Genomic DNA, 20,357 nt, shown 5'->3' with positions numbered 1-20,357 from the left:
CCTCTCCATCCCCGGAGAGGTTTTTCTTTTTTGACTGCAAGCTCTTTTAGTTGGGAGTTGGGAGTTGGGAGTTGGAGTTGGGGCAGCCGCATTGCGAGGTATTCCTGCGTGGAGACATGAGCATTGCCGCCATAATGGCGGGGGCGCCTGATGCTCGGGACTCCTTGGACTCTTTCTAGAATGGGCCATTCCAAGGGTCTTCGCTTTGCTACGAGAGTTAGTCATTGGGATCAATCCCTCGGTTCGTTCGTTCCTCGCTAACCGGTCCCTTTGCTAAGGGACATCTTTGATAGGCCGGATTGAAGTCTTGGAACTCGGTTCTGCGCTCTTCGTCTTTGCCTGGATACTTTTGCTTTTTGGCACCGACGTTTCCGAAGCTCATTACAGTTAGTCAGGGTTGCTGATCTTGGCTACTCGTTGGAGGATTGGAGTGGGGATTTCTTGGCTGGACGGAATGATTGTGACGGTGGTGCCGAGCCAGGTAAGAAAGGCGAGGACCTTTTCGGGTGCGTTGGTATCGGTCCGCCATTCGGTTGCGCATATCCGCTGATCTTTGGTTACGTCGGCGGTGACGACTCCGGCGTAGTACGTCGTGCCGAGACCCTTTGCTCCGGGCCTTGCCAGCAGATAGCTATGCTCAAATTGCGTTGAGGGGCCGGTCGAGAACGCCCAACGGTTGAAGAGGCCATAACTTGCCGCGATAGTTTTGTAGCGCCGGTCGACGATGACCTTTTTGGTGATACAGGTAAGGGCGAGACCTGGAGCCGCGGCCCCACAAAGGAGGGCAATATTGAGCCCCCTTTGGTACTGTGTACTAAGGACTAGGGCGGGGAACAGGAGCGCGAGAAGAGAGCCAACACCGCCAAACCATCCTTGAACCGGGATTTCTCTTTGGTCCTCCACCTTTGCTCCTGAAGATCATAACGTGGACTGGGCCGAAAAGGTTCGAGGTAATGACTGGCGGGTACGATTCGAGTGTGACGGATTTTGCGAAATCTTGGAATTTGAGCCGTGGACGACTGAAGGCCGAAATCGAAGGCTTTTCTCATGCGCAGATGAGCTACCGAATCCAGCCGGGGGCGCTTTCGGTGGGTGAAATGGTGGTTCACGTGGCAGGCGTGGAGATTTGGTTCAATTCACAGTTGACCGGTCGTGAGTTGTCGCCCGAGGAGCAACGGGTTGCGAATTCGGCTACGGAGGGCGTGGTGAACGACAATCCGTTTCCGTTTTCGGATGAGGAGATTACGCCGGAGTTGGTCGCATGGGCATTAGACACGGCCGAGTCGCATTTGAGGAGCAATATCGAGAATCCGAGTCCGGAGTTTTTGGCGAAAGAGATCAAGAGTGCGCTGGGGCCGATTATTACGGGCGAGGGTGCGTTGGCGCGGTTCGCGTTTCACCCGGGGTACCACCAGGGGCAGGTGTATTTGTACAAGACGTCGCCGGATTTTCCGGCGTGATTTAGCGTTTGCCAATTTGGAGGATTCTCTACCCCACCTGTTGCCAGACTCCTATCGTCGCGGCAACGTCCTCTCCTTAGAGGAGAGGAATTCTGGTTTGCCGTCACCGGATTTCCCGGCGTGAGGTGAGCTCAAGTAGTCTTTCCCCTCTCGTCGTTCCGCGCGGTGTTGCGGAACGACCCTCTCCCCAAATTTCCTTCGGAGAATTTGGAGAAAGGATTCTTGCCCGCCGCGTATATGGGGTTCTTTGTATGACGCCGGAACAGCGAGCAAATCATGAAGTTGGCGAGGTCGCTAGGGTGACGAGTCTGACGTTAGCACGGGTAAGTTCCGGCTTCGCAGATGCCTTTACCCGTGCAAAGATCGAGATCTAAAGTGGCCTAGAACACGGGGTGGATGAGGTCGACAAGGCGGCGCAGGAGGGTTTGTCCGGCGGGGTTGATGGAGAGGCCGTTGGGTTGCGTGCCAAGACCACCATACGGACGGTAGGTCGTGAGGATGGTGTCGCCAACCCGAACCGTATAGGCCGTCTCGACATAGGTTCGCGTATCGATTCGGGTTTCGAGAACTTCAACATCGCAGAGGCGGGCTAACCATTCGGGATCGAGAACCTGATCGGGGCAGACGGCGAGGCGTTCTTCCCACGATAGGCCGAAGCCTTGGGTGATGCACTCGCGCCAGTAGGGCATGGGTAGGCCGCCTTGCCCATCGACAAGGACGATCATTGGTTGACCGACGCGCTCGCGCAGGAAGTCGCGCCACCCAAGCGCGATTGGGACTCCGTCTTTTCCGAACTTGACGTCATTCATGCGGTCGTCGGAGACGAGGAGGGAACAGTCCTCGAACGTGAGCGAATAGTGGGCGTGAATTTCCCAGGTGTTCTGGGCGCCGCCGAATTCGCAGTGGAAGAGGTAGGAGCCGGGGGCGAGGGAATCGAGGAAGACGCTGGCGATTTGGATTGGTTCGCCTTCGGCACTAGTGGGCTCGGCGATGCCTTCCTGGATCGGCTTTCCGTTGAGGGTTTTGAGCGTCCAAATGGCGCTCCCGGTCGTGGCTGATCCGGCGTAACCGATGCGGATGAGAGTCGGGCGGTCGGCGAAGACGTTGTACAGGTCCGAGTAGCCCATCCGGTTTCCGCCGCGAATCCAGCGGGGGTTGCGGGCGGGGATGAGGAAAAGAACTTGGTCGGAGTTCCAGGTGGTGAACTGGTCGGGCGTGTAGCGCTTTCGGGCCCAGTCGGTGAGGATTCCTGAACTGGAGATCGGGGTGTCGCGGAGGCCAGTAAGGACGTAGCCGTTGAAGTCGCCTTTGGAGCGAAGCTGTTCGACCAGGTGTTTGCGGACAAAGAGAGCTTTGTCGACACTGGAGGCCATCAGTTCCTTATGGCGGGAAACTTTTGCTTCGTTGACGAAGCGGTTCTCGCTGATGAACTTGGGCATGTCGTATTGCCAGCGGACGCCTTGGTCGTTGAGTTCGGCAAGGGCAGAGGCCCAAAAAGGCATTGTTTCGCCAATCTGCTCGATGTCGCGGTGGACGTCGTGGTCCATCGTCTCTCCGAGAAACGACTTTTCCTTTTCGCGCGGGCCGGTCGAGAGCGAATCCAGCAGGGAAGGGAAGAACTGGGCGTCCCCGTAGGGGTGGAAATCGTAGAACGTGCCGTACTCGCGGGGGTCGCCACCGTACATCTCGGCCCCGCCGGAGTTGTCCTTGATAAGTTGGCACCGGGTCAACGCTTGGAGCTTCTTCACCCACTTTTCGCGGAATTCGGCAGGGGCGCTGCCGAACTCACAGCCAAGGGTCCACGCGACGACGTTTGGATGGTGGGCATACTGGCGGACGATCGCGTCGAGTTCGACTTCGGTTGAGGGCGAATCGAAAAGGCAGGCGTCTGGCATCCAAAGGGGGAGTTCAATCCAGGCGTGCATTCCGCGCGCGTGCATTTCCTCGATGTATTGGTGAGGCGGGAGCCAGAGGCAGAATTTGACGGTGTTGAAGCCGAGGGATTGGACGTAGTCGAGTTCTTCGGCGATTTGTTCGGTGCCGGGATGGCAATGGCCGATTTCGGGATACCAACCCCAGTGGAGGATGCCGCGCATGTAGTCTTCGAACGGGGCGCGTTCGCCGGGCATCTTCGTGAGAGGCTCGGCTTCATCGACGATTTCGACCGGGCGGAAGATACCGCCGAAGGTGTGGTAGACGTAAGGGAGGAACCCGGCGAGGGTCTTCTTGACGGGGTAGGTGGCACCGCCGTTCTTGATGACTTGGACTTCGAGTTCGACGCGTTTGCCGCGAAAGGGGGTGAGGACGACTTCGAAGGCGTCCCAGACGCCCTCGTGGAAAGCGACCTGTTTTCCGTTGATGAGGACCTTGCAGGCGTAGCTGACGCCGTTAAATCGAAGCTTGGTTGGCCGAACCGGAACATCGATCAGGGTTTTGTAGATCGCTGGACCTTCCCATCGGACATCGACGTCTTGGCGCCAGGCGTGGGGGACTCGTACTTCCTTGATCGTCCCATTGCCATAGTCCACGGTCCATCGTGTGACTTGCAAACTCATCGTGGGCAAGCATACTTGATGCACCATTCTAGGTTCTACCGTTGGTCGGTTAAAGTAAGGTCAAGGAGATTTGTGTTAAGTCGGCGGGTTGTTGTCTTTAGTGGATTTTCCCCTCCCGCCTCCTGACACAAGTCAGGAGGCACCCTCCCCAAATTTCCTGCAGAGAATTTGGAGAGGGAGCTTGGGGTCGCCCCGATTCTCGGGGCTCCTTGGACTTTTTCTGGCGCGGGCTATGATCCAGGCCTGCGTTCCTGCGGAACTTCGACCTGGGCTAATAACAGATCGCCCCTTCAGGGCTCTTTTGGGCGCCCTGAAGGGGCAATCTCGTAAGGGAGGATCGGTCAATTTCCCGTATAGCCTTTGGCTATACGGGAAATTGAAGGCAGCTGACCTCAAAAGTCAGCCGCGTTTTTCGCATGGGGAGCTTTATCTGAAACCTCAGAACCTCTGCGTACGGATTCAAAAGTAAGACCGGAGCCTCCGCACTGAAGTAGCGGTCAGAGATCTTCCCGTGGTTGCTAATTATGGTAGTCGGACTTCGCTCGAGTCTCCGAGCACGAGCCGCATACTGGCGGGTTTCTGGAGCGCCTTGGTCACCTTTGCGCCCCTTCCGATGAGGCAGCCGTCGAGGCGGGAGACGCCTTCGATTTCGCAGTCTTGGAGGACGATGCTGTGCTCGATCTCCGAACTGGTGACTTTTGTGTTGCGGTCGATGGCGGAAAATGGCCCGATGTAGCTGTTGGTGATGACGCAGCCCTCTCCGATGATGGCCGGGCCGCGCACGGACGAATTCTCGATGACGGCACCTTTGCCGATGCTGACTCGGCCATCGATTTGAGAATTGGTGACGGTGCCGAGTTGGGTGGGTTCGATGTCCTCGAGGATGAGGCGGTTGGCCTCCAGCATGGCCTCGACGGTGCCGGTGTCCTTCCACCAACCGGTGACGATATGCGACCGGACGGTCATGTTGCGGTCGATCAGACCTTGGATGGCTTCGGTTATCTCGTATTCGCCACGGGCGCTGGGCTGGAGCGCGGCGATGATGTCGTGGATGACGCGATCGAAGAGGTAGATGCCGACAAGGGCGAGGTTGGATCGCGGCTGTTTGGGCTTTTCTTCGAGGCGGACGACTTTGTCGTTTTCCATCTCGGCCACGCCAAATTGGGTTGGGTTCGGGACCGGAGTGAGGAGGACGGTGGCGGCGGGGCGATGCTCTTGGAATTCGGAGATCAGGTCACCGAGGGACGACTTGATGAGATTGTCGCCCAGGTACATGATGAAGTCATCGTCACCGAGGAAAGGCTTGGCGGTGGCGACGGCGTGGGCGAGGCCGAGCGGGTCGGGTTGGACAATGTAGGTGAACTTTGCGCCCCAGCGAGAGCCGTCGCCGCACGACTCTTCGATCGGGCTGTTAGGCTCGATGACGACGATACCGATTTCCTTGATTCCGGCGGCGACGATGGCGTCGATGCCGTATTCGATGACCGGTTTATTGGCCACGGGAACAAGCTGTTTGGCCAGACTGTAGGTGATGGGGCGAAGCCGCGTCCCTTTTCCGCCGGCGAGAATGAGAGCTTTCATAGATCATCTCCTAAGTAGCGACCATAGAAGCTTTTAACGAACGACTGGTAGTCGGGCATGGCGACGATGGGCTCCCACCAATCCTTGTTGTCGCGGTACCAACGAACGGTGTTGCGGACCTCAGTTTCGAAGTCCATTTCCGGTTGCCAGCCTAGGGCTCGGGTTCGGTTGGAGGTCATCGAGTAGCGCTTGTCGTGGGCACCTTTGCGGGGGTCTTCGATGCGCTTGACCAGTTCTTCGCCCTGTCCGGTTTCTTCGAGGAGGATGCGAACGATCTCTTTGTTTTGGCGTTCGTTTTCGTCGCCGACGTTGTAGACGCCGCCGGGTTCGCCTTTGAGGAGAACGGCTTCGATTCCACGGCAGTGATCTTGGACATGAATCCACTCACGGACTTGGGTTCCGTCTCCATAAAGGGGAACCTTTTTGCCGAGGATCAGCCGGACGGCGAAGAAGGAAATCAGCTTTTCAGGATATTGGTAGGGGCCATAGTTGTTTCCGCCACGGGTGACGCAAACGGGGGTGCCAAAGGTGATGTGGTGGGCGCGGGCCTGGAGGTCGCCGCCGGCCTTGCTGGAGGAATACGGCGTGTTGGGCATGATCGGCGACTCCTCAGTGAATCGGCCTTCATTGATGGAGCCGTAGACTTCGTCGGTGCTGACCTGGACATACTTTTCGAGGCCGAACTTCTTGGTCGCCTCGCACAGGACAAAGACGCCAAAGACATCGGTGTGGATGAAGGAACCGGGGTCGAGAATGGAACGATCGTTATGAGATTCGGCGGCAAAGTTGACTATATGGGTGATGCCGTTGGCTTTGATGGCGGCATCGACGGCGGCCATATCCTGAATCTTTCCATGAACGAAAGTCGCTCGGTCGCCAAGGATGTCTTGAATCGTCGACAGGTTGCCGGCGTAGGTGAGGGCGTCGAAGATGACCACCTTTGCGCCAGGGTGATTTTTGAGGATCAGGCGCGCGAAGTGTGAGCCGATAAAGCCTGCGCCGCCACAGACCATTACAACCGCTTTGGAGAGATCGAGCATCCGAGTAAATCATAGACTTTTTTGCCAATCGGATGCCAAGTGGGCGATAATACAAGTATTAAATAGGGCAACTGTCCAAGTTCGGAATCTTGGAACGCTTTTTGCTGTTATTCAACGTGGAGTAGTTTTGGAACAAGCCGTAACCGCCACTAATACCGAAAACCCAACGATATTGGACGATATTCGCGATTGGCTACAAGCGCGCATTGACTATCTGAAGGGTCTCGATTGGAACGTGATTGTTCGCTCAGCCAATTTTTGGTTGGCTATTGGTGCGATCGGCGGGCTCTTTCTCATGTTTTGGTCCCTGTTCCGGGGAACGGTTCAGAACTGGATCAACAACGACTACTACTCGCACGGCTGGATTGTCCCGCTTTTGATCGCTTGGCAGATCAAGGTTCGCCAGGAGGACTGGAACAAGACTCCGGTTACGAATGGAGTCTGGGCTTTGGCGGCGTTTGTGCCGATCCTGCTGATTCAGTACATTGGTTTCGTCGGCGACTTCTGGGCGATCCAATGTTTGATGTTCGTGTCGTTCGTCATGACGAGCATATGGCTCCTTTTCGGATTCAAAAGAGCCAAATTGCTGGCGATGCCGATTTGCTTTGCGCTGTTCGCGCTCCCGATTTGGGGTTCGTTCATTGACGCCTATACCAATCCTCTGCAAATGCTTTCGACCGATGTTGCAGAGATGTTGTTGAAGCTGTTCGGCTTCCATCCGCTCCGCCTAGAAGGGCAAACGCTTCAGCTCAACAGTTATGCGCTGACGGTGGCGGTGCCGTGTAGCGGCCTTAAGCTGATGGTTGCGGTGTCGTGTTTTACAGCCCACTTTACGCTGATTGCGCGCAAAGAGTGGAGTTTCAACGTACTGATGTTTATGCTCGTCGTTCCGCTCTGCCTGTTCATCAACGGGCTCCGAATCGCCTTGATCGGCGTGGTCGGAGAGCTTCAGGGCGCGGATGCGGCACACCAATTTCATGATTGGAGCGGATATATCACTCTGCTGATCTGCTTCATGATCCTCTTCAAATTTGCAAGGTGGTTCGGATGGAAAGGCTAACTATGACCAAGAAACTCGGCATTCTCTGCGGCCTCTTTTTGGCTACAGGGGCGACCCTTAACTTTGCGCCGCGGGCTAAGCAGGTTGAGCGCACGGAGAAGCAGATTGCGGATATGTTGCCGACCAAGGTCGACCACTTTACGGCGCAACTGGCCGAAGGACAGTACTGCTCTTACGTGATGAACGAATCAAACTATCAGATTCTTCAGCCGTGGGGGATTGTGGCTCGGACGTTTGTGGACGGTCCGGAAAGCTATGACGTGGTCGTGATTGCCAGCCATCGAAAGGAAAGCTTTCATGACCCGCAGGTTTGCCTTCGGGCGCAGGGTTGGGAGTTGACCAACCAGCGCATCGACAAGATCGAGACGAAGACGCGCGGCACGGTGCCGATCACGCTGTTCGACATGGCTCAGGGCGGCGACAAGCGGACGGCAATGTACTTTTTGAAGACGACCCAGGGCTATTATGCCGACATGGCGAAGCTGAAGTGGGACATGTTCACGTACAAGCTGAAGCATATGGGCAAGGACGATGAGGGCGCTTTTGTGCGCATCATGCCGATGGGCACGCGAGACGTGGACAAGATGAAGAAGTTTGCGGCCGACTGGATCGATAAGGCGGTCGATACGAGTAACAACTACTATTAAGAGTGTCCTGCTGGGCCACCAAGGAGGCTCTGGTCTCTACGTAGCTGGCCAGGGGTCTTCGCTTTGCTTCGACACCCTGGCTACCTTAAGCGACCCTGCCGGGTCGAGATTCAAACGGACGACCTGACGGTTTTCAAAGCTGTCGAAGTATTAGCGATCGATTTCGCCAAGGACGATGTCGATTGAGCCGATGATCGCGATGAGGTCGGCGATCATTCTTCCAACCGCGAGGACTTCCAGCGACTTCAGGTTCATGAAGCTGGAAGGGCGTTCGTGCCAACGGTACGGGCGGTTGGTGCCATCGGAGACGACATAGAAGCCCAGTTCGCCTTTCGAGCCTTCGACGGCGGCGTAGGCTTCGCCGACGGCCGGCCGGTAGCCTTCCGTGTACAGCTTAAAGTGGTGGATGAGCGACTCCATCGAGGTGTCGAGCTCTTCGCGCGGGGGAGGAGAAATCTTGCGGTCACTGGTGCGGAATGCGCCCTCCGGTAGTCCGTCGATGGCCTGCTGGATGATGCGGCAGCTTTCCTTCATCTCCATGACGCGGACGAGATAGCGGTCATACACATCGCCAGTCTTGCCAACGGGTACCCCGAAATCGAAGTCGTCGTAGCTGCTGTATGGCATGTCCTTGCGGAGATCCCATGCGACGCCGCTAGCGCGGAGGATAGGGCCGGAACAACCGAGGTTGAGGGCATCTTCGGCGGAGAGGATGCCGACGTCGAACGTGCGCTCCTTGAAAATGGGGTTTTCGGAGAGAAGCCCCTCAAGGGTTTCTAGCTCCTTGCCAAAGCCTTTGAGAAAGGTTCGCAGGCGAGACTCGAATTCAGCAGGCATGTCGCCACGGAGACCGCCAGGGACGATCCAGGATGGCATCATGCGAACGCCGCTGAACATCTCGAACATGTCGAGGATGAGTTCGCGTTGCTGGAAGGCGTAGAAGAACGGCGTCATCGCGCCAAGGTCGAGCGCGTGGGTGCCCAGCCATACGAGGTGGGAGGCGACGCGGCTGAGCTCGGCGAGGATGACACGAAGGTACTGTGCGCGTTTGGGTATATCGCACTGGAGCAGTTTCTCAACGGCCAAGGCGTGGGCGAGGTTATTGCCGTTAGCGTTGAGGTAGTCCATGCGGTCGGTCATGACCACACACTTGTTGTACTGCTGGTACTCGGCTTCTTTTTCCATGCCGGTGTGCAAGTAGCCGATGACACACTTGCACTGAACAATATTCTCGCCGTCCAACTCGGTGATTACCCGCAACACTCCGTGCGTCGACGGGTGCTGCGGGCCCATGTTGACGATCATCGTGTTCTCGCCAACACGCTCGAAGATCGTCTCGGTGGACGGCATGAAAGTCTGTTCTGACATTACTTAAAGTTTAGCCGATTCCAGTTTGATTCTTAGTTGGCCGACAAGCCCGATCCGGATGGTTTGCGATCGCTGGCGTTCTTGCCCATGATGTAGTGGACGCCGCTTGGCGTGGCGGCTACGAACAGGGAGAAGCCGATGCGATCGCTGACATTGAACGATGTCTGATCGGGGAACGTGACCTGTCCTTGGCTCAAGTTGATGTAGGAGTCCTTGATGGGGTAGCTCTTATCGTCAATTTTCGCGCTTGAGGGCATCTTGCCGCCGGCTTCGACGGGGACCATGTGGGTGTTGGTTTCGCTGGAAGCGTATCTTAGCTCGTTTTCGATGAGCTTGGTCGTCTTCCCGTCGGGCATGAGGATGATAGAGACGCCTTTATCCGCTTCGAGGGTGGTTTTGACCTCGAATTCCTTGCCGCTGGTTGGCACAATCCTCAGGGTCTGTTCATTGAGGCCGATGGGAAGTAGCTCGGAGGCTTCCATTGTGTGGACGGTCGAGCAGACCTTTCGATTCTTTGAGTAGAGATCCACGTCACCATTTGTCAGGTTGACGATTCGCGAATAGCCAGGAGACTTCTTGGGAGCATTGTTCGCTTCCGGCTGATCGGAGTCATCCCCCTTGCCGCATCCGACCAAGATCATGGACACGACTGCCAACGAAAGAAGATGAAACTTCATAGTTCCATATATTAACATGAAAACAGCCTCTCCTTCTTGAAGGAGAGGCTGGAACTTAAATCGTAAGAAACTAGAGAGGCGTATCTGGCGCCACACTACCCGGATTGGTCTTCGACGCGGGCTTGGTCGTATCGGCTTTCACCGTCGAGGAGGAGTTAACGGCATCTTTGCTGCCATCGTCGCCGCCGCTACAGCCTGCCATCACGCCGCCGATCAGTGACAGAACAAATGCGAAGAGAATTGCTTTTCTCATGTTGGTAATTTTACTAGTTTAGTGGTTGGTTCGTCAAATGAAATAAGCTCCACCGAAATCGGTGGAGCTTACATTTAAGTGGCGATTCGACTTAGATGCTGAAGTCGTAGTCCGGTCGGAACAGCCACGGGTGGCAACCGTCCCACCAGTAGGAACCAGCGTGACCAGAAGCATCGTAGCCCGTCCACGGGTCGGTTCGCCAGTCGGTAGCGCCAGGCGAAGCGGTCGCGCCAACTCGGCGGAACTTGCCGTGGGTATCGGCGAAGGCCCAGTTCTGGCCTCGGCTGTATGCCCAGTAGCTGCTGCCGTTGTACGTAGTGTACATGTAGCCGTAAGCACCGTTGCCAGTACCGCCGCACGGAACATAGGTGCAACTTGCGTTAGCTGTGCTACAGTCAAGAGCCGGGTTCGCGAAGCCCCAACCCTTACCAGCATCCTTACCGTTAGCGCCCGTCAGGAACGGAAGTTTAGCAACGTCGGCAATAGCCGTGGAGCTGTAGGCGGTGAGCATGCCGTTATAGGCGTAGTTGGTGGTTTCCTTCTTCTTGCCAGCGGCGATCGGAAGAGTAGCTGCGTACTCAACGACGCTTGCGCCCGGCATGGACAGCATGTCGTAGTTCTTCGTGTACGGCTGAATCGTGTTCATGAAGAAGCCCTGAGAGTACTGAAGTCGCTCGGCCGGGGTCGGCGTGGTCGTCCAGTCAGCCGGAACGTACTTGTTGTAGTTGTGACCCCAGACGCCAGTCAGGCTCTGACCGGACTGAAGCGGGAACAGGTCGTCGTTGTCCGACAGGTAGATAGCCGCAGCGGTACCGATCTGCTTCACGTTGGAGAGGTCAGCCGTCTTCTTGGCTGCTTCCTTAGCCTGTGCGAAGACAGGGAAGAGGATCGCTGCCAGGATCGCGATGATCGCGATGACAACCAACAGTTCAATGAGCGTAAACGCTTTTTTCATGATGTGTTCCTAAATAAATGCTGGAAAGCAATACTTTCCCAGTTTGTCTGAATCCGTCTTAACCTTGACGCACGCCATCGGTTCAGATGGAGACTCGCTGTTGTATGAATCTTAGCAAAAATCGTGCTCAAATACAAGGATTTTGTTAAAAAGTCCAAAAATACCGGTCCTTTGGACATGATTTAACGTTTGATCTGAGATTCCTCAGCGTCCGCTGACGTCTTGAGTCCCGGTTTTGCCTTCAAAGCTCTCGCCGGCATGGGGCGATTGCTTGTCTTCGACCGCGGGGCCACGGTCGCCTTTGTCGAACAAAACGTCTTCGCCGCCAAGCGGATATTCTTTGCGGAGCGGGAAGCCAACCCAGTCATCAGGGAGCATGAATCGACTGCCAGGAGCCAGTCCGTTGCCTGCGAACACGATCCCGTACATGTCGCCGATTTCTTTCTCGGGATATTCGGCACCTAGGAAAATGTGCTTTGCGGTCGGGATGGATTCGCCGTCGTTAACCGACGTCTTGACGAAGACCCGTCGGTTAAGTTTGACGGAGATCAAATTGTAGATCACTTCGAAGCGACCGTCGAGATCGCGTTCGTGCGTCCAGGTCGAGTAATCGACGCCGACACATTCACTAAAGAAGGTGTATTGGAGGTCGGCGCTTTCCTTCAGGGTCCGCAAAGCATCCAGCAGATTCTCTTTGGATACGCACAAATAGAGATCACCGTTCTTTTCAGTGGACTTGAGGAGCTTATCCCCGAGTGCTACAGCTTCGGCTGGCGCTGGCGTTTCGACTGGAGCTTCGGTGGTTTCTTCGGACATTTAGGCAACCTCCCGTTCGAGCTTTTCGGCGAGGGCGAGTTCGGCTTCTTCTTCCCAATCGATCGCGCCAACCCGAATGATGTAGGCGTAGGCGAGAATCCAGGTGGCCATATAGGTCATGAACTCGATGAAGCTGGCCTGGATGAAGTCAACCGACGCATTCTTATAGACGGTGAACCAAGCCCAGAGGAAGACGACTTCAATGTCGAACAGGATGAAGACAATGGCGACCAGATAGAACTTGATTGGGAATCGCTCGCGGGCGTCGCCGACGGGAGCTACACCGCACTCATAGGGGGCACTCTTATAGGAGGTGATTCGCTTTGGACCGAGAACCCAACTGATGGTGGCGAAAACCACGCAAAGCGTTGCGGCCAGGCCCATCAGTGCGAGTATGCCGAGATACGGTCCCATTAGAGGAAAAGATACCCAATGTCCGCGTCAGAAGTGGATAATGAATTGAACGATGGACCAAGCGACGCTCCTCCACAAGATTGTCCTCCGGGAGAATCTCACCATGCCGGAAGCCAACGTCTTGATCGGAGCGATCGTTAGCGAAGGAACTCCCGCACAGATTTCCGCCTTCTTGACGGCTTTGGCGGTGAAGGGGATTCAGGCCGATGAATTGGCGGGCTTTGCTCAGCGACTCCGAGAGGACGCAGTGCCGGTGCCATGCCACGTCGATAACCATATCGACACCTGTGGGACGGGCGGAGGCGTGTCGTCGTTTAACGTCTCGACGGCGGCGGCGATCATCGCAGCGGCGGCGGGTGCCGTGGTGGCCAAGCACGGCAATCGAGCGGTGACGGGTCGATTTGGGAGCGCCGACGTGCTGGAAGCGATCGGGGTTCCGATCTGTGAAGGGCCGGAGATTGCCACTAGGCGACTAGAGCACTTGGGCTTTGCCTTCCTTTTTGCGCCGAAGTTTCATCCGACGGCGGCGCGGGTTGCGCCAATTCGCAAGGAATTGCCTTTTCGCACGGTGTTCAACATTCTTGGCCCCCTGTTGAATCCGGCGGCGGCCCGGCGACAAATCGTCGGCGTGTGGGACCCGGCGCTCCTGAATATCGTAGGGGAGACGCTCTTGCGACTAGAGTCGGAGTTTTCGATTGTGGTGCATGGCGAGCCGGGGCTGGATGAGATTTCGCCGATCAGCACGACGCAGGTTCGGGTCATCGAGAACGGCGAGATGCGACGAGAGGAGTGGACTCCGGCGACATTTGGGGCAAAGCCGGTCGATTTCTCGGCGTTGTTGTCGGCGGAAACGTCAATCGAGAATGGCAACATGCTGATCCGAGCGGTGACCGAGGTCGACTCCGACAAGTGTCTTGCCGTCTTGCCCAGCGCGGCGGTGGCTATTCGGTTGGCGGGTCTGGCCGACTCTTGGCCGTCGGCCTATGAATTGGCGCGTGAGACGGTGCGGTCGGGCAAGGGTGCCGACAAGCTTGAGCATCTGAGGAAAGACGCTTGACGATTCTTGAGAAGATTTTTTTGACCAAGCGAGACGAAGTCGAGCGGTCGAAGTCGATTCTTTCACCGGCGGAGCTTCGGGCTTTCGCCAAGGATAGTCCGCGCCGGCTCGGGTTTTTGCAAGCACTGCAGAATGCTCCGGCTAAGCCTGCGTTGATCGCCGAGGTGAAGCAGGCGAGTCCGTCGCAGGGGCAGATTTACAACGGAGAGTTCAACCCGGTCGAGATCGCTAAGACTTATGAGGCAAGTGGGGCGGAGTGTTTGTCGGTGCTGACCGACGAGCCTTACTTTAAGGGATCGCCGGAGTATCTGCGGGCGGTGCGAAAGGAAGTTCATATCCCTCTGCTTCGGAAGGACTTCATTTTCGACGAATACCAAATCGATGAGGCGTTGGTCTGGGGGGCGGACTGCATTTTGCTGATTGTGGCTGGACTGGAGGTCGAGCGCTTGCGGTCGCTATTTGATGCGGCGAAGGAGCGAGGCGTGGATGTTTTGGTCGAAGTCCACAATGAGCCCGAAACGGAGATTGCGCTTGGTCTGAGTCCAGATCTGATTGGAATTAACAATCGAGACCTTTCGACTTTTGAGACGGACATCGAGACGACTCGGAGACTGATTAACCTCATTCCCGATCACATCTTTAAGGTGAGCGAGAGCGCGCTGCATGCGCACGACGATGTGGCGAGGGTAGCTGGCTATGGCGCGGACGCGGTGCTGATTGGAACGGCGTTTTGCGGATCGCCCGACATTGGGGCCAAGGTGCGTGAGGTAATGGGCCGATGACGAGGGTGAAAATTTGCGGTCTGACCAATTATAAGGATGCGGAGCTCGCCATCGAGTTGGGGGCGGATGCGGTGGGATTTGTCCACGAGCCGTCGTCTCCGAGGTGCATCAGCGAGTTTGATCTGGAATGGCTAAAGGTGTTGCCGCCGGTGCCGATCAAGGTGGCGGTGTTTGGCCGGGTGCATAAGCCGGCCTTTGCGGGCATCTTCGATTTGGTGCAGGGGTCGGAGTGGGAAGAGTATCCCGAGCCGTCAACCAAGCGGATTCATGTTCTGCGGGTCCGACCCGGGCAAAAAGCTTCCGACTTTGCGCAGTTGACGGTCAACTCATCAGCCCTGCTTTTGGATGCCTATAAGGATGGGGCGTACGGTGGAACGGGAGCGATGATCGACTGGGATTTTGCGTCGGAATTTGTGCAGTGTGCGGAGCGGCCGGTGATTTTGGCAGGCGGATTGAACCCGGGCAACGTGGCCGATGCGGTGCGGCGGGTGCGTCCGTTTATGGTGGACGTGTCGAGCGGGATCGAGGAGAAGCCAGGTTTGAAAGATGCGGCGATGCTGAAGGACTTTATTCAGAACGCGAAGCAGGCGTAGGGTTTGGTGCCTTGACAAAAAAAGTGCGAGGGCGCTGAAAGGAGAGCTAAAGCGACCCTCGCCAAGGCTTGCACCGATTGCTTTGGCCCCTCGTGTTCGTTTCTCCCCCGGGGGCGTCCCGCTTCGGTATCGGTAATGATACGAGGCAGGCAAATACATTGTCAAGGGCTATTCTTACAAAATTCTTACAAAGTGTAAAAATGTTGGCGCTAAGTTCAAATTTTGGCCCTAAAGCTAGAATTGAAGGTAGATAAAAAGGTGTTTTGTTAACGAACTTGTAGGTTTCGCATAAGTAAATGTATCGGTAAATCAACCAGGCTGCCTTACGGGTGGTACGATGGCGACGAAGGAGAATCACCATGGTCGTTGTTTCAAGCCTTTTCGTTCTCGCATTGCCGCTCGTCTTTCAACAACCCGTCAAGTTAACCGCCGAGCAAGACCACAAGCGGCTGATGGAGCTACTCCATATCGATAGTCTGCGTCCGGGGGCAGATGGGATGAACCCCAAAGCTGCGAACTATCAGAACGTGGACGAGGCGAAGGCGACCACCTATACGTCTTTGCCCGACCCGCTGGTCTTTAGGAACGGAAAGCCGGTGAAGACAGCGCGCGATTGGGCGGCGCGGCGCAAAGAGCTTTTTGAGGACTTCGACCGGGAAGTCTATGGACGGGCTCCCAAGCAGAAGTTTAAGGTGAATTGGGAGGTAACGGATACGAAGGACGAGACAGTCGGGTCGTACAAGGTGGTCACGAAAACGCTTGTTGGCCACGTCGATAATTCGTCCTGTCCGGCCATCAAAGTCGATATTCGAATGAGCTTGAGTACGCCGAAAGATGCGACCAAGAAGGTTCCGGTCGTGATGGAGTTTGGATTCGGCGGCAACTTTGGTCCGCGACCAAATCCGCAAGGCGGACCTCAGCCGCCAAGTTGGAAGGAACAGCTTTTGGCGAAGGGATGGGGCTATGCGGTGATCGTGCCGACCTCTTATCAAGCGGACAATGGCGGCGGTTTGACGGAAGGAATCATTGGCCTGGCGAACAAGGGTCAACCTCGTAAGGTGGACGACTGGGGTTCGTTGCGGGCGTGGGCCTGGGGAGCGAGCCGAGGGCTCGACTATCTGGAAACTGACAAGGCAGTTGACGCTAAGAAGGTGGCGATCGAAGGTTTGTCGCGGTACGGCAAGGCAACGCTGGTGACGATGGCATATGAGCCTCGGTTTGCGATTGCGTTTGTGGGTTCCTCGGGCAATGGTGGAGCAAAGTTGATGCGGAGGGACTTCGGCGAGAAGGTTGAGAATCTGGCGGGTTCGGGCGAATACCATTGGATGGCGGGGAACTATCTGAAATATGCGGGTCCGCTGACGCCGAACGACCTGCCGGTGGATGCCCATGAGTTAATCGCGCTGTGTGCGCCAAGGCCAGTGTTTGTGAGCTGCGGTTCGCCGAATGTCGAAGGGACCTGGGTCGATGACAAGGGAATGTTCTTGGCGACGGCGTACGCGAGTCCGGTTTACAAGCTGTTGGGCAAGAAGGGTTTGGGGACCATGGAGATGCCGCCGATGGAAACGGCGCTGATCGCCGGGGACTTGGGGTTCCGTCAGCATAGCGGCGGGCATACGAATGGTCCGAATTGGCCGACGTTTATTGAGTTCGCGAGCAAGTATTTCTGAAGGTTAGGAGTCCTTTGTTCGGTTGGTAGGGCATGGCATCCAGCTTTTCTGATTCAGCGAAGCAGGCTTCGCTGGTCCAAAGCTCAAGCCGGCTTGAGCACTCCAAAGCAGGTTGACCTCACTTAATCGCCCCTCGGCCAGCGAGGGAGAATGGCGCTGCACTTGACCGTTTGCCTGGGATTACGCGAAAAAACCGATATCGATGGATTCGGCGAGGAGACGATAACCTTCGTCGGATAGGTGGAGGTGGTCGCCCGAGTCGGCTTCGGCGCGGAGTTTTGTTGGAGTGTTCGGGTCTTGGATCGCCTTATCGAAGTCGAACACGGCGTCGAACTTGCCGCTGGTGCGAATCCACTTATTAAAGGATTGGCGAGCGGCTTCGAGTTCGGGCGAGAAATAGAAGGATTCTCCGCAAGGCGTGATGGTCGCGCCGATGGCTTTGATGCCGTGGTCATGGGCTCGGTTGATCAGTTCGCTATAGGCGGCGATGAGGTCATTTGCGATTTCCTGGGCTGGACGGCCAGGGCCCTGTGCGCTGGATTTGGTGCCAAAGTCGTTGATGCCTTCGAACAATACAACCCACTTGACCCCTGCTCGGCCAATGACGTCGCGATCGAACCGGGCCATGACGCTGGGGCCAAGGCCGTCATTTAGGATGCGGTTGCCGCCAATGCCCTGGTTGACGATAGCGATCCGGTGGGCGACTTTGTCGGCCTGGAGACGTCGAGCGAGGAAATCCGGCCAGCGTCGGTTTTCGTCGGTGGTCGATCCACGGCCATCGGTAATCGAGTCGCCAATAATGGCGACGGTGGCCGACGAGGCGGGAGCTTGGGCGTCGAGAGCGGAGATGTAGTACCAGTGCTGGACCGGGACGGCGTCGGGCAGAGATGCGTCGGAAACGTGATCACCAGCGGTGATGTAGCTGGTGCACCGAGCACCCGGGTGACCGGTGATGGTCCGGGTGGCGTCTTGAACGCGGATGGTGACCATGACATCGGTGATGGCCTTTGCATCGAACTTGACGGGGTCCGACGCGAACTCGGCTCCAGGAGGAATGGTGACGGAGGGCTGTCCGCCGAAGGCCAAGGGCGTATCGGTGGCGACGTCGATCTTTCCGCTTCCGGCGGATTGGGCGATGTGAACAGCCATGAGCGTGAGTGGCCGGGTTCCGTACGCGTTTGAGAAATGGAATCGGAACCGGTTACTGCCAAGGGATAGATGAACGACCTGGCGAAGCGTGGAATCGGCAAGGCCCGGGTTAGGTGGCATATTGCCGGGTTCGGTTAGCTGGGGAGAGCCGCCCCAACAGCACACCCAGTGCGGATTCTCGCGGCCCGCCGAGGTGGTTAGTCCCAAGCCAGCGCAAAGCAACACTGCGCCGACGATCAAGGTGTTCATGGGGCCATTCTACCGACCCAGGCCAAGAGGCCGAAGTAGGCGGGCAGGTCAATCCTTAACGTTGACGTAGTCAGTACCAAATAGAGGTAAAGTTAGGCTCGTATTTTTACGAGGGCGAACACCATATCTAGACTCAAATTTTGGGCCAGCTCAGAACCTGGTACCGGAAAAAAGAGAAACGGGAACTTTGGCATCATTAATGTTGTCACTTCCCGTGCCGAGCGTCGCGTAAGCGCCCGGACTAGGTATCATTACGCCGAAATCATACACGGGAGGTGTGCGTCCCTTGGCCGCCGCCATTGAAACCAAAAAACTGACGAAAAGTTACAAGAGTAAAGCGCACGGGATGGTTGACGTTGTCAAGCAGCTCGATTTGCACGTTGAAGAAGGTGAAATCTTCGGCTTCCTTGGCCCGAACGGCGCAGGAAAGACGACGACGATTAAGATGCTCCTGAGCATCATCGAACCGACAGCGGGTGAAGGCTACGTTTTAGGAAAAGAACTTGGCGACTACGATGTCCACAAGATCATCAGCTACGTTCCCGAACGACCGTACTATTACGAGTACATGACGGGAATGGAGATCCTTAAGTTTTACGGATCGCTTTTTGGTATTTCGGACACGGCCCGCATGGACATGCTGCTGGAGAAAGTGAACCTCCACCGAGACAAGACGAAGACCATTTCGCAGTTCTCGAAAGGTATGCAGCAGCGCATCGGACTGGCGCAGGCTCTTCTCAACGACCCCAAACTCCTCTTCTTGGACGAGCCGACGGGTGGTCTGGACCCCATCGCACACCGCGAGATTCGAGACCTCATCCTTAGCTTCCGCGAAGAAGGCCGAACGGTCTTCATTTCCTCGCACGAGTTGAGCGAAGTCGAACTGATCTGCGACCGAGTCGCGATCATCAACCACGGCGTTATCGCCCGACAAGGCAAGCTGACCGAACTCCTTCGTGGTGGTCGCGTCGAGCTTTCGGTTTCGGGTGTCAAGCGAGGTCTGCTCGAGGACTTCAAGATCAACGATAGCAACCTGCACGAGATTCCGTCGGGCCTGCTGTTCGATGTTCCGGAAGAGTCCGACATCAATGCCCTCATCGACGGCGTTCGCTCGAACGGCGGCTCGGTGATCAGCGTCGTCCCGCGCAAAAAGCGCCTTGAAGACCTGTTTGTGGAGACGGTCACCGCCAAATAACCGGAGCAACTATGAGACCGATTATCGCAATTGCAAAGGCAACGGTTGGCGAAGCGATTCGACGCCGCGTGCTCCTCATCATTCTTTTTGTCGCGACCATTCTTCTTTTCGTCGCTCCGCTTCTCGGCGTGCTTTCGGCCCGCCAAGAAAAGACGGTTTTGACCGGTTTCGTCCTCGGTATCGTTCAGCTCAGCAGCGCAGTGATCGCGATTACGCTCACTGTGTACATGTTGCCGAACGAGATTGAGCGGCGCACCATTTACACCATTCTCTCCAAGCCGGTTCAGCGGTTCCAGTTCCTCATGGGCAAGTACCTAGGAGCGGTGTCCGCGCTGGCGCTGATGATGGGTTTGATGGCTTGTGTGACGATCCTCGAGTTCGGCGTGATGCAACACGACTGGGCGAAGGGTATCGAACTTCTCCAGGGCATCGGCATGTTCTTCGTTCAGATGAGCTTGCTTGCGTCGGTGGCGATGTGCCTTTCGACGTTCGTCGCACCGTTGGTGAACTTCTTCCTCAGCGGTGGTATTTACCTGATCGGAACCTTGGGCTACGCGTTCTTCGACTCGTTCAATAAGAACCCGAACGCTCCGGCGTTCTCGAAGGGATTGGCTTGGTTCGTTAGTACGATCCTGCCGAACTTCGCGAGCTATAACGTTCAGAACAAGCTAATCAACCCAGAGACGGTCATCCAGAACCAGTTTGCCTACGCGGTCAACGCGGTGGTTTACGGTCTGTTCTACATCGTCATCATGCTCATCGCAGGCATGCTGATCTTCGACCGAAGAGAGGTCTAATCCAGTGGCAACCGCAAGCAAAAGAAAGCTGAGAAGCAA

The 20,357-nt window shown here is 56.3% G+C and carries 20 protein-coding genes; 9 read left to right on the top strand and 11 right to left on the bottom strand.

The genetic code is table 11. The annotated features are described in order from the left end of the window. Positions 1 to 387 precede the first annotated feature (387 nt). Positions 388 to 903: a hypothetical protein gene (locus tag GC165_16400; GenBank protein ID MBI1334450.1), complete on the bottom strand. Its 516-nt coding sequence runs from the start codon at positions 901 to 903 to the stop codon at positions 388 to 390. Positions 904 to 953: 50 nt separating this feature from the next. On the opposite strand from GC165_16400, the gene GC165_16395 reads away from it, so the two are divergent. Continuing rightward, the gene (locus tag GC165_16395) at positions 954 to 1,460 is read left to right on the top strand and encodes a DUF664 domain-containing protein (GenBank protein ID MBI1334449.1); all 507 of its coding nucleotides are present in this window, start codon (positions 954 to 956) and stop codon (positions 1,458 to 1,460) included. Between the two features lie 380 nt (positions 1,461 to 1,840). On the opposite strand, the gene GC165_16390 is transcribed toward GC165_16395, so the two are convergent. The 3 genes from GC165_16390 to rfbB all read right to left on the bottom strand — a co-directional run bounded on the left by GC165_16390 (position 1,841) and on the right by rfbB (position 6,636). Next, positions 1,841 to 4,042 carry a hypothetical protein gene (locus GC165_16390; GenBank protein MBI1334448.1) on the bottom strand — a complete coding sequence of 734 codons (2,202 nt, stop codon included), beginning with the start codon at positions 4,040 to 4,042 and terminating at the stop codon, positions 1,841 to 1,843. A gap of 495 nt (positions 4,043 to 4,537) precedes the next feature. After that, positions 4,538 to 5,596: a glucose-1-phosphate thymidylyltransferase gene (locus tag GC165_16385; GenBank protein MBI1334447.1), complete on the bottom strand. Its 1,059-nt coding sequence runs from the start codon at positions 5,594 to 5,596 to the stop codon at positions 4,538 to 4,540. After that, on the bottom strand, positions 5,593 to 6,636 hold the full coding sequence (gene rfbB / locus GC165_16380; protein MBI1334446.1) for a dTDP-glucose 4,6-dehydratase: 1,044 nt from the start codon (positions 6,634 to 6,636) through the stop codon (positions 5,593 to 5,595). Before rfbB ends, GC165_16385 begins: the two co-directional genes overlap by 4 nt. A 127-nt stretch (positions 6,637 to 6,763) precedes the next feature. On the opposite strand from rfbB, the gene xrt reads away from it, so the two are divergent. Then, positions 6,764 to 7,696: an exosortase gene (xrt, locus tag GC165_16375; protein MBI1334445.1), complete on the top strand. Its 933-nt coding sequence runs from the start codon at positions 6,764 to 6,766 to the stop codon at positions 7,694 to 7,696. Then, a complete protein-coding gene (locus GC165_16370) occupies positions 7,684 to 8,343 on the top strand; it encodes an exosortase-associated EpsI family protein (protein MBI1334444.1) in 660 nt (219 codons plus the stop codon). Before xrt ends, GC165_16370 begins: the two co-directional genes overlap by 13 nt. A gap of 150 nt (positions 8,344 to 8,493) precedes the next feature. Here GC165_16370 and nuoD read toward each other — a convergent pair whose 3' ends face one another. From nuoD to GC165_16340, 6 genes are all read right to left on the bottom strand, one after another. Beyond that, positions 8,494 to 9,711: an NADH dehydrogenase (quinone) subunit D gene (gene nuoD / locus GC165_16365; protein MBI1334443.1), complete on the bottom strand. Its 1,218-nt coding sequence runs from the start codon at positions 9,709 to 9,711 to the stop codon at positions 8,494 to 8,496. 32 nt (positions 9,712 to 9,743) lie between these two features. Next, a complete protein-coding gene (locus GC165_16360; GenBank protein MBI1334442.1) occupies positions 9,744 to 10,388 on the bottom strand; it encodes a hypothetical protein in 645 nt (214 codons plus the stop codon). 70 nt (positions 10,389 to 10,458) lie between these two features. Next, the gene (locus GC165_16355) at positions 10,459 to 10,641 is read right to left on the bottom strand and encodes a hypothetical protein (protein ID MBI1334441.1); all 183 of its coding nucleotides are present in this window, start codon (positions 10,639 to 10,641) and stop codon (positions 10,459 to 10,461) included. Positions 10,642 to 10,732: 91 nt separating this feature from the next. Beyond that, positions 10,733 to 11,596 (bottom strand): prepilin-type N-terminal cleavage/methylation domain-containing protein, encoded by an 864-nt coding sequence (locus GC165_16350; protein ID MBI1334440.1) that lies wholly within the window; start codon positions 11,594 to 11,596, stop codon positions 10,733 to 10,735. Positions 11,597 to 11,800: 204 nt separating this feature from the next. Next, complete coding sequence (locus GC165_16345; GenBank protein MBI1334439.1) at positions 11,801 to 12,412, bottom strand: NADH-quinone oxidoreductase subunit C; 612 nt, start codon at positions 12,410 to 12,412, stop codon at positions 11,801 to 11,803. Then, a complete protein-coding gene (locus GC165_16340) occupies positions 12,413 to 12,826 on the bottom strand; it encodes an NADH-quinone oxidoreductase subunit A (GenBank protein MBI1334438.1) in 414 nt (137 codons plus the stop codon). It lies immediately after the preceding gene. A gap of 52 nt (positions 12,827 to 12,878) precedes the next feature. On the opposite strand from GC165_16340, the gene trpD reads away from it, so the two are divergent. From trpD to GC165_16320, 4 genes are all read left to right on the top strand, one after another. Continuing rightward, a complete protein-coding gene (gene trpD / locus GC165_16335; protein MBI1334437.1) occupies positions 12,879 to 13,883 on the top strand; it encodes an anthranilate phosphoribosyltransferase in 1,005 nt (334 codons plus the stop codon). Continuing rightward, positions 13,880 to 14,665, top strand: a complete 786-nt coding sequence (gene trpC, locus GC165_16330) for an indole-3-glycerol phosphate synthase TrpC (protein ID MBI1334436.1) — start codon at positions 13,880 to 13,882, stop codon at positions 14,663 to 14,665. The genes trpD and trpC overlap by 4 nt, the downstream gene beginning before the upstream one ends. Then, positions 14,662 to 15,258 (top strand): N-(5'-phosphoribosyl)anthranilate isomerase, encoded by a 597-nt coding sequence (locus GC165_16325; protein MBI1334435.1) that lies wholly within the window; start codon positions 14,662 to 14,664, stop codon positions 15,256 to 15,258. The genes trpC and GC165_16325 overlap by 4 nt, the downstream gene beginning before the upstream one ends. Positions 15,259 to 15,617: 359 nt before the next feature. Continuing rightward, positions 15,618 to 16,928 carry an acetylxylan esterase gene (locus tag GC165_16320; GenBank protein MBI1334434.1) on the top strand — a complete coding sequence of 437 codons (1,311 nt, stop codon included), beginning with the start codon at positions 15,618 to 15,620 and terminating at the stop codon, positions 16,926 to 16,928. 180 nt (positions 16,929 to 17,108) lie between these two features. Here the strand turns inward: GC165_16320 and GC165_16315 are convergent, their stop codons facing one another. Beyond that, entirely contained in the window at positions 17,109 to 18,326 is a 1,218-nt protein-coding gene (locus GC165_16315; GenBank protein ID MBI1334433.1) for an SGNH/GDSL hydrolase family protein, read from the bottom strand. Between the two features lie 346 nt (positions 18,327 to 18,672). Here GC165_16315 and GC165_16310 point away from each other — a divergent pair, with 346 nt between their 5' ends. Together GC165_16310 and GC165_16305 are read left to right on the top strand one after the other, a co-directional pair. Continuing rightward, the gene (locus tag GC165_16310; GenBank protein MBI1334432.1) at positions 18,673 to 19,521 is read left to right on the top strand and encodes an ATP-binding cassette domain-containing protein; all 849 of its coding nucleotides are present in this window, start codon (positions 18,673 to 18,675) and stop codon (positions 19,519 to 19,521) included. Positions 19,522 to 19,532: 11 nt separating this feature from the next. Then, on the top strand, positions 19,533 to 20,318 hold the full coding sequence (locus GC165_16305) for an ABC transporter permease subunit (protein MBI1334431.1): 786 nt from the start codon (positions 19,533 to 19,535) through the stop codon (positions 20,316 to 20,318). Positions 20,319 to 20,357 lie beyond the last annotated feature (39 nt).

Source organism: Armatimonadota bacterium, from assembly GCA_016125185.1.
Lineage (GTDB): Bacteria > Armatimonadota > Fimbriimonadia > Fimbriimonadales > Fimbriimonadaceae > Fimbriimonas.
This window is presented reverse-complemented; position numbering and strand designations above follow the sequence as displayed.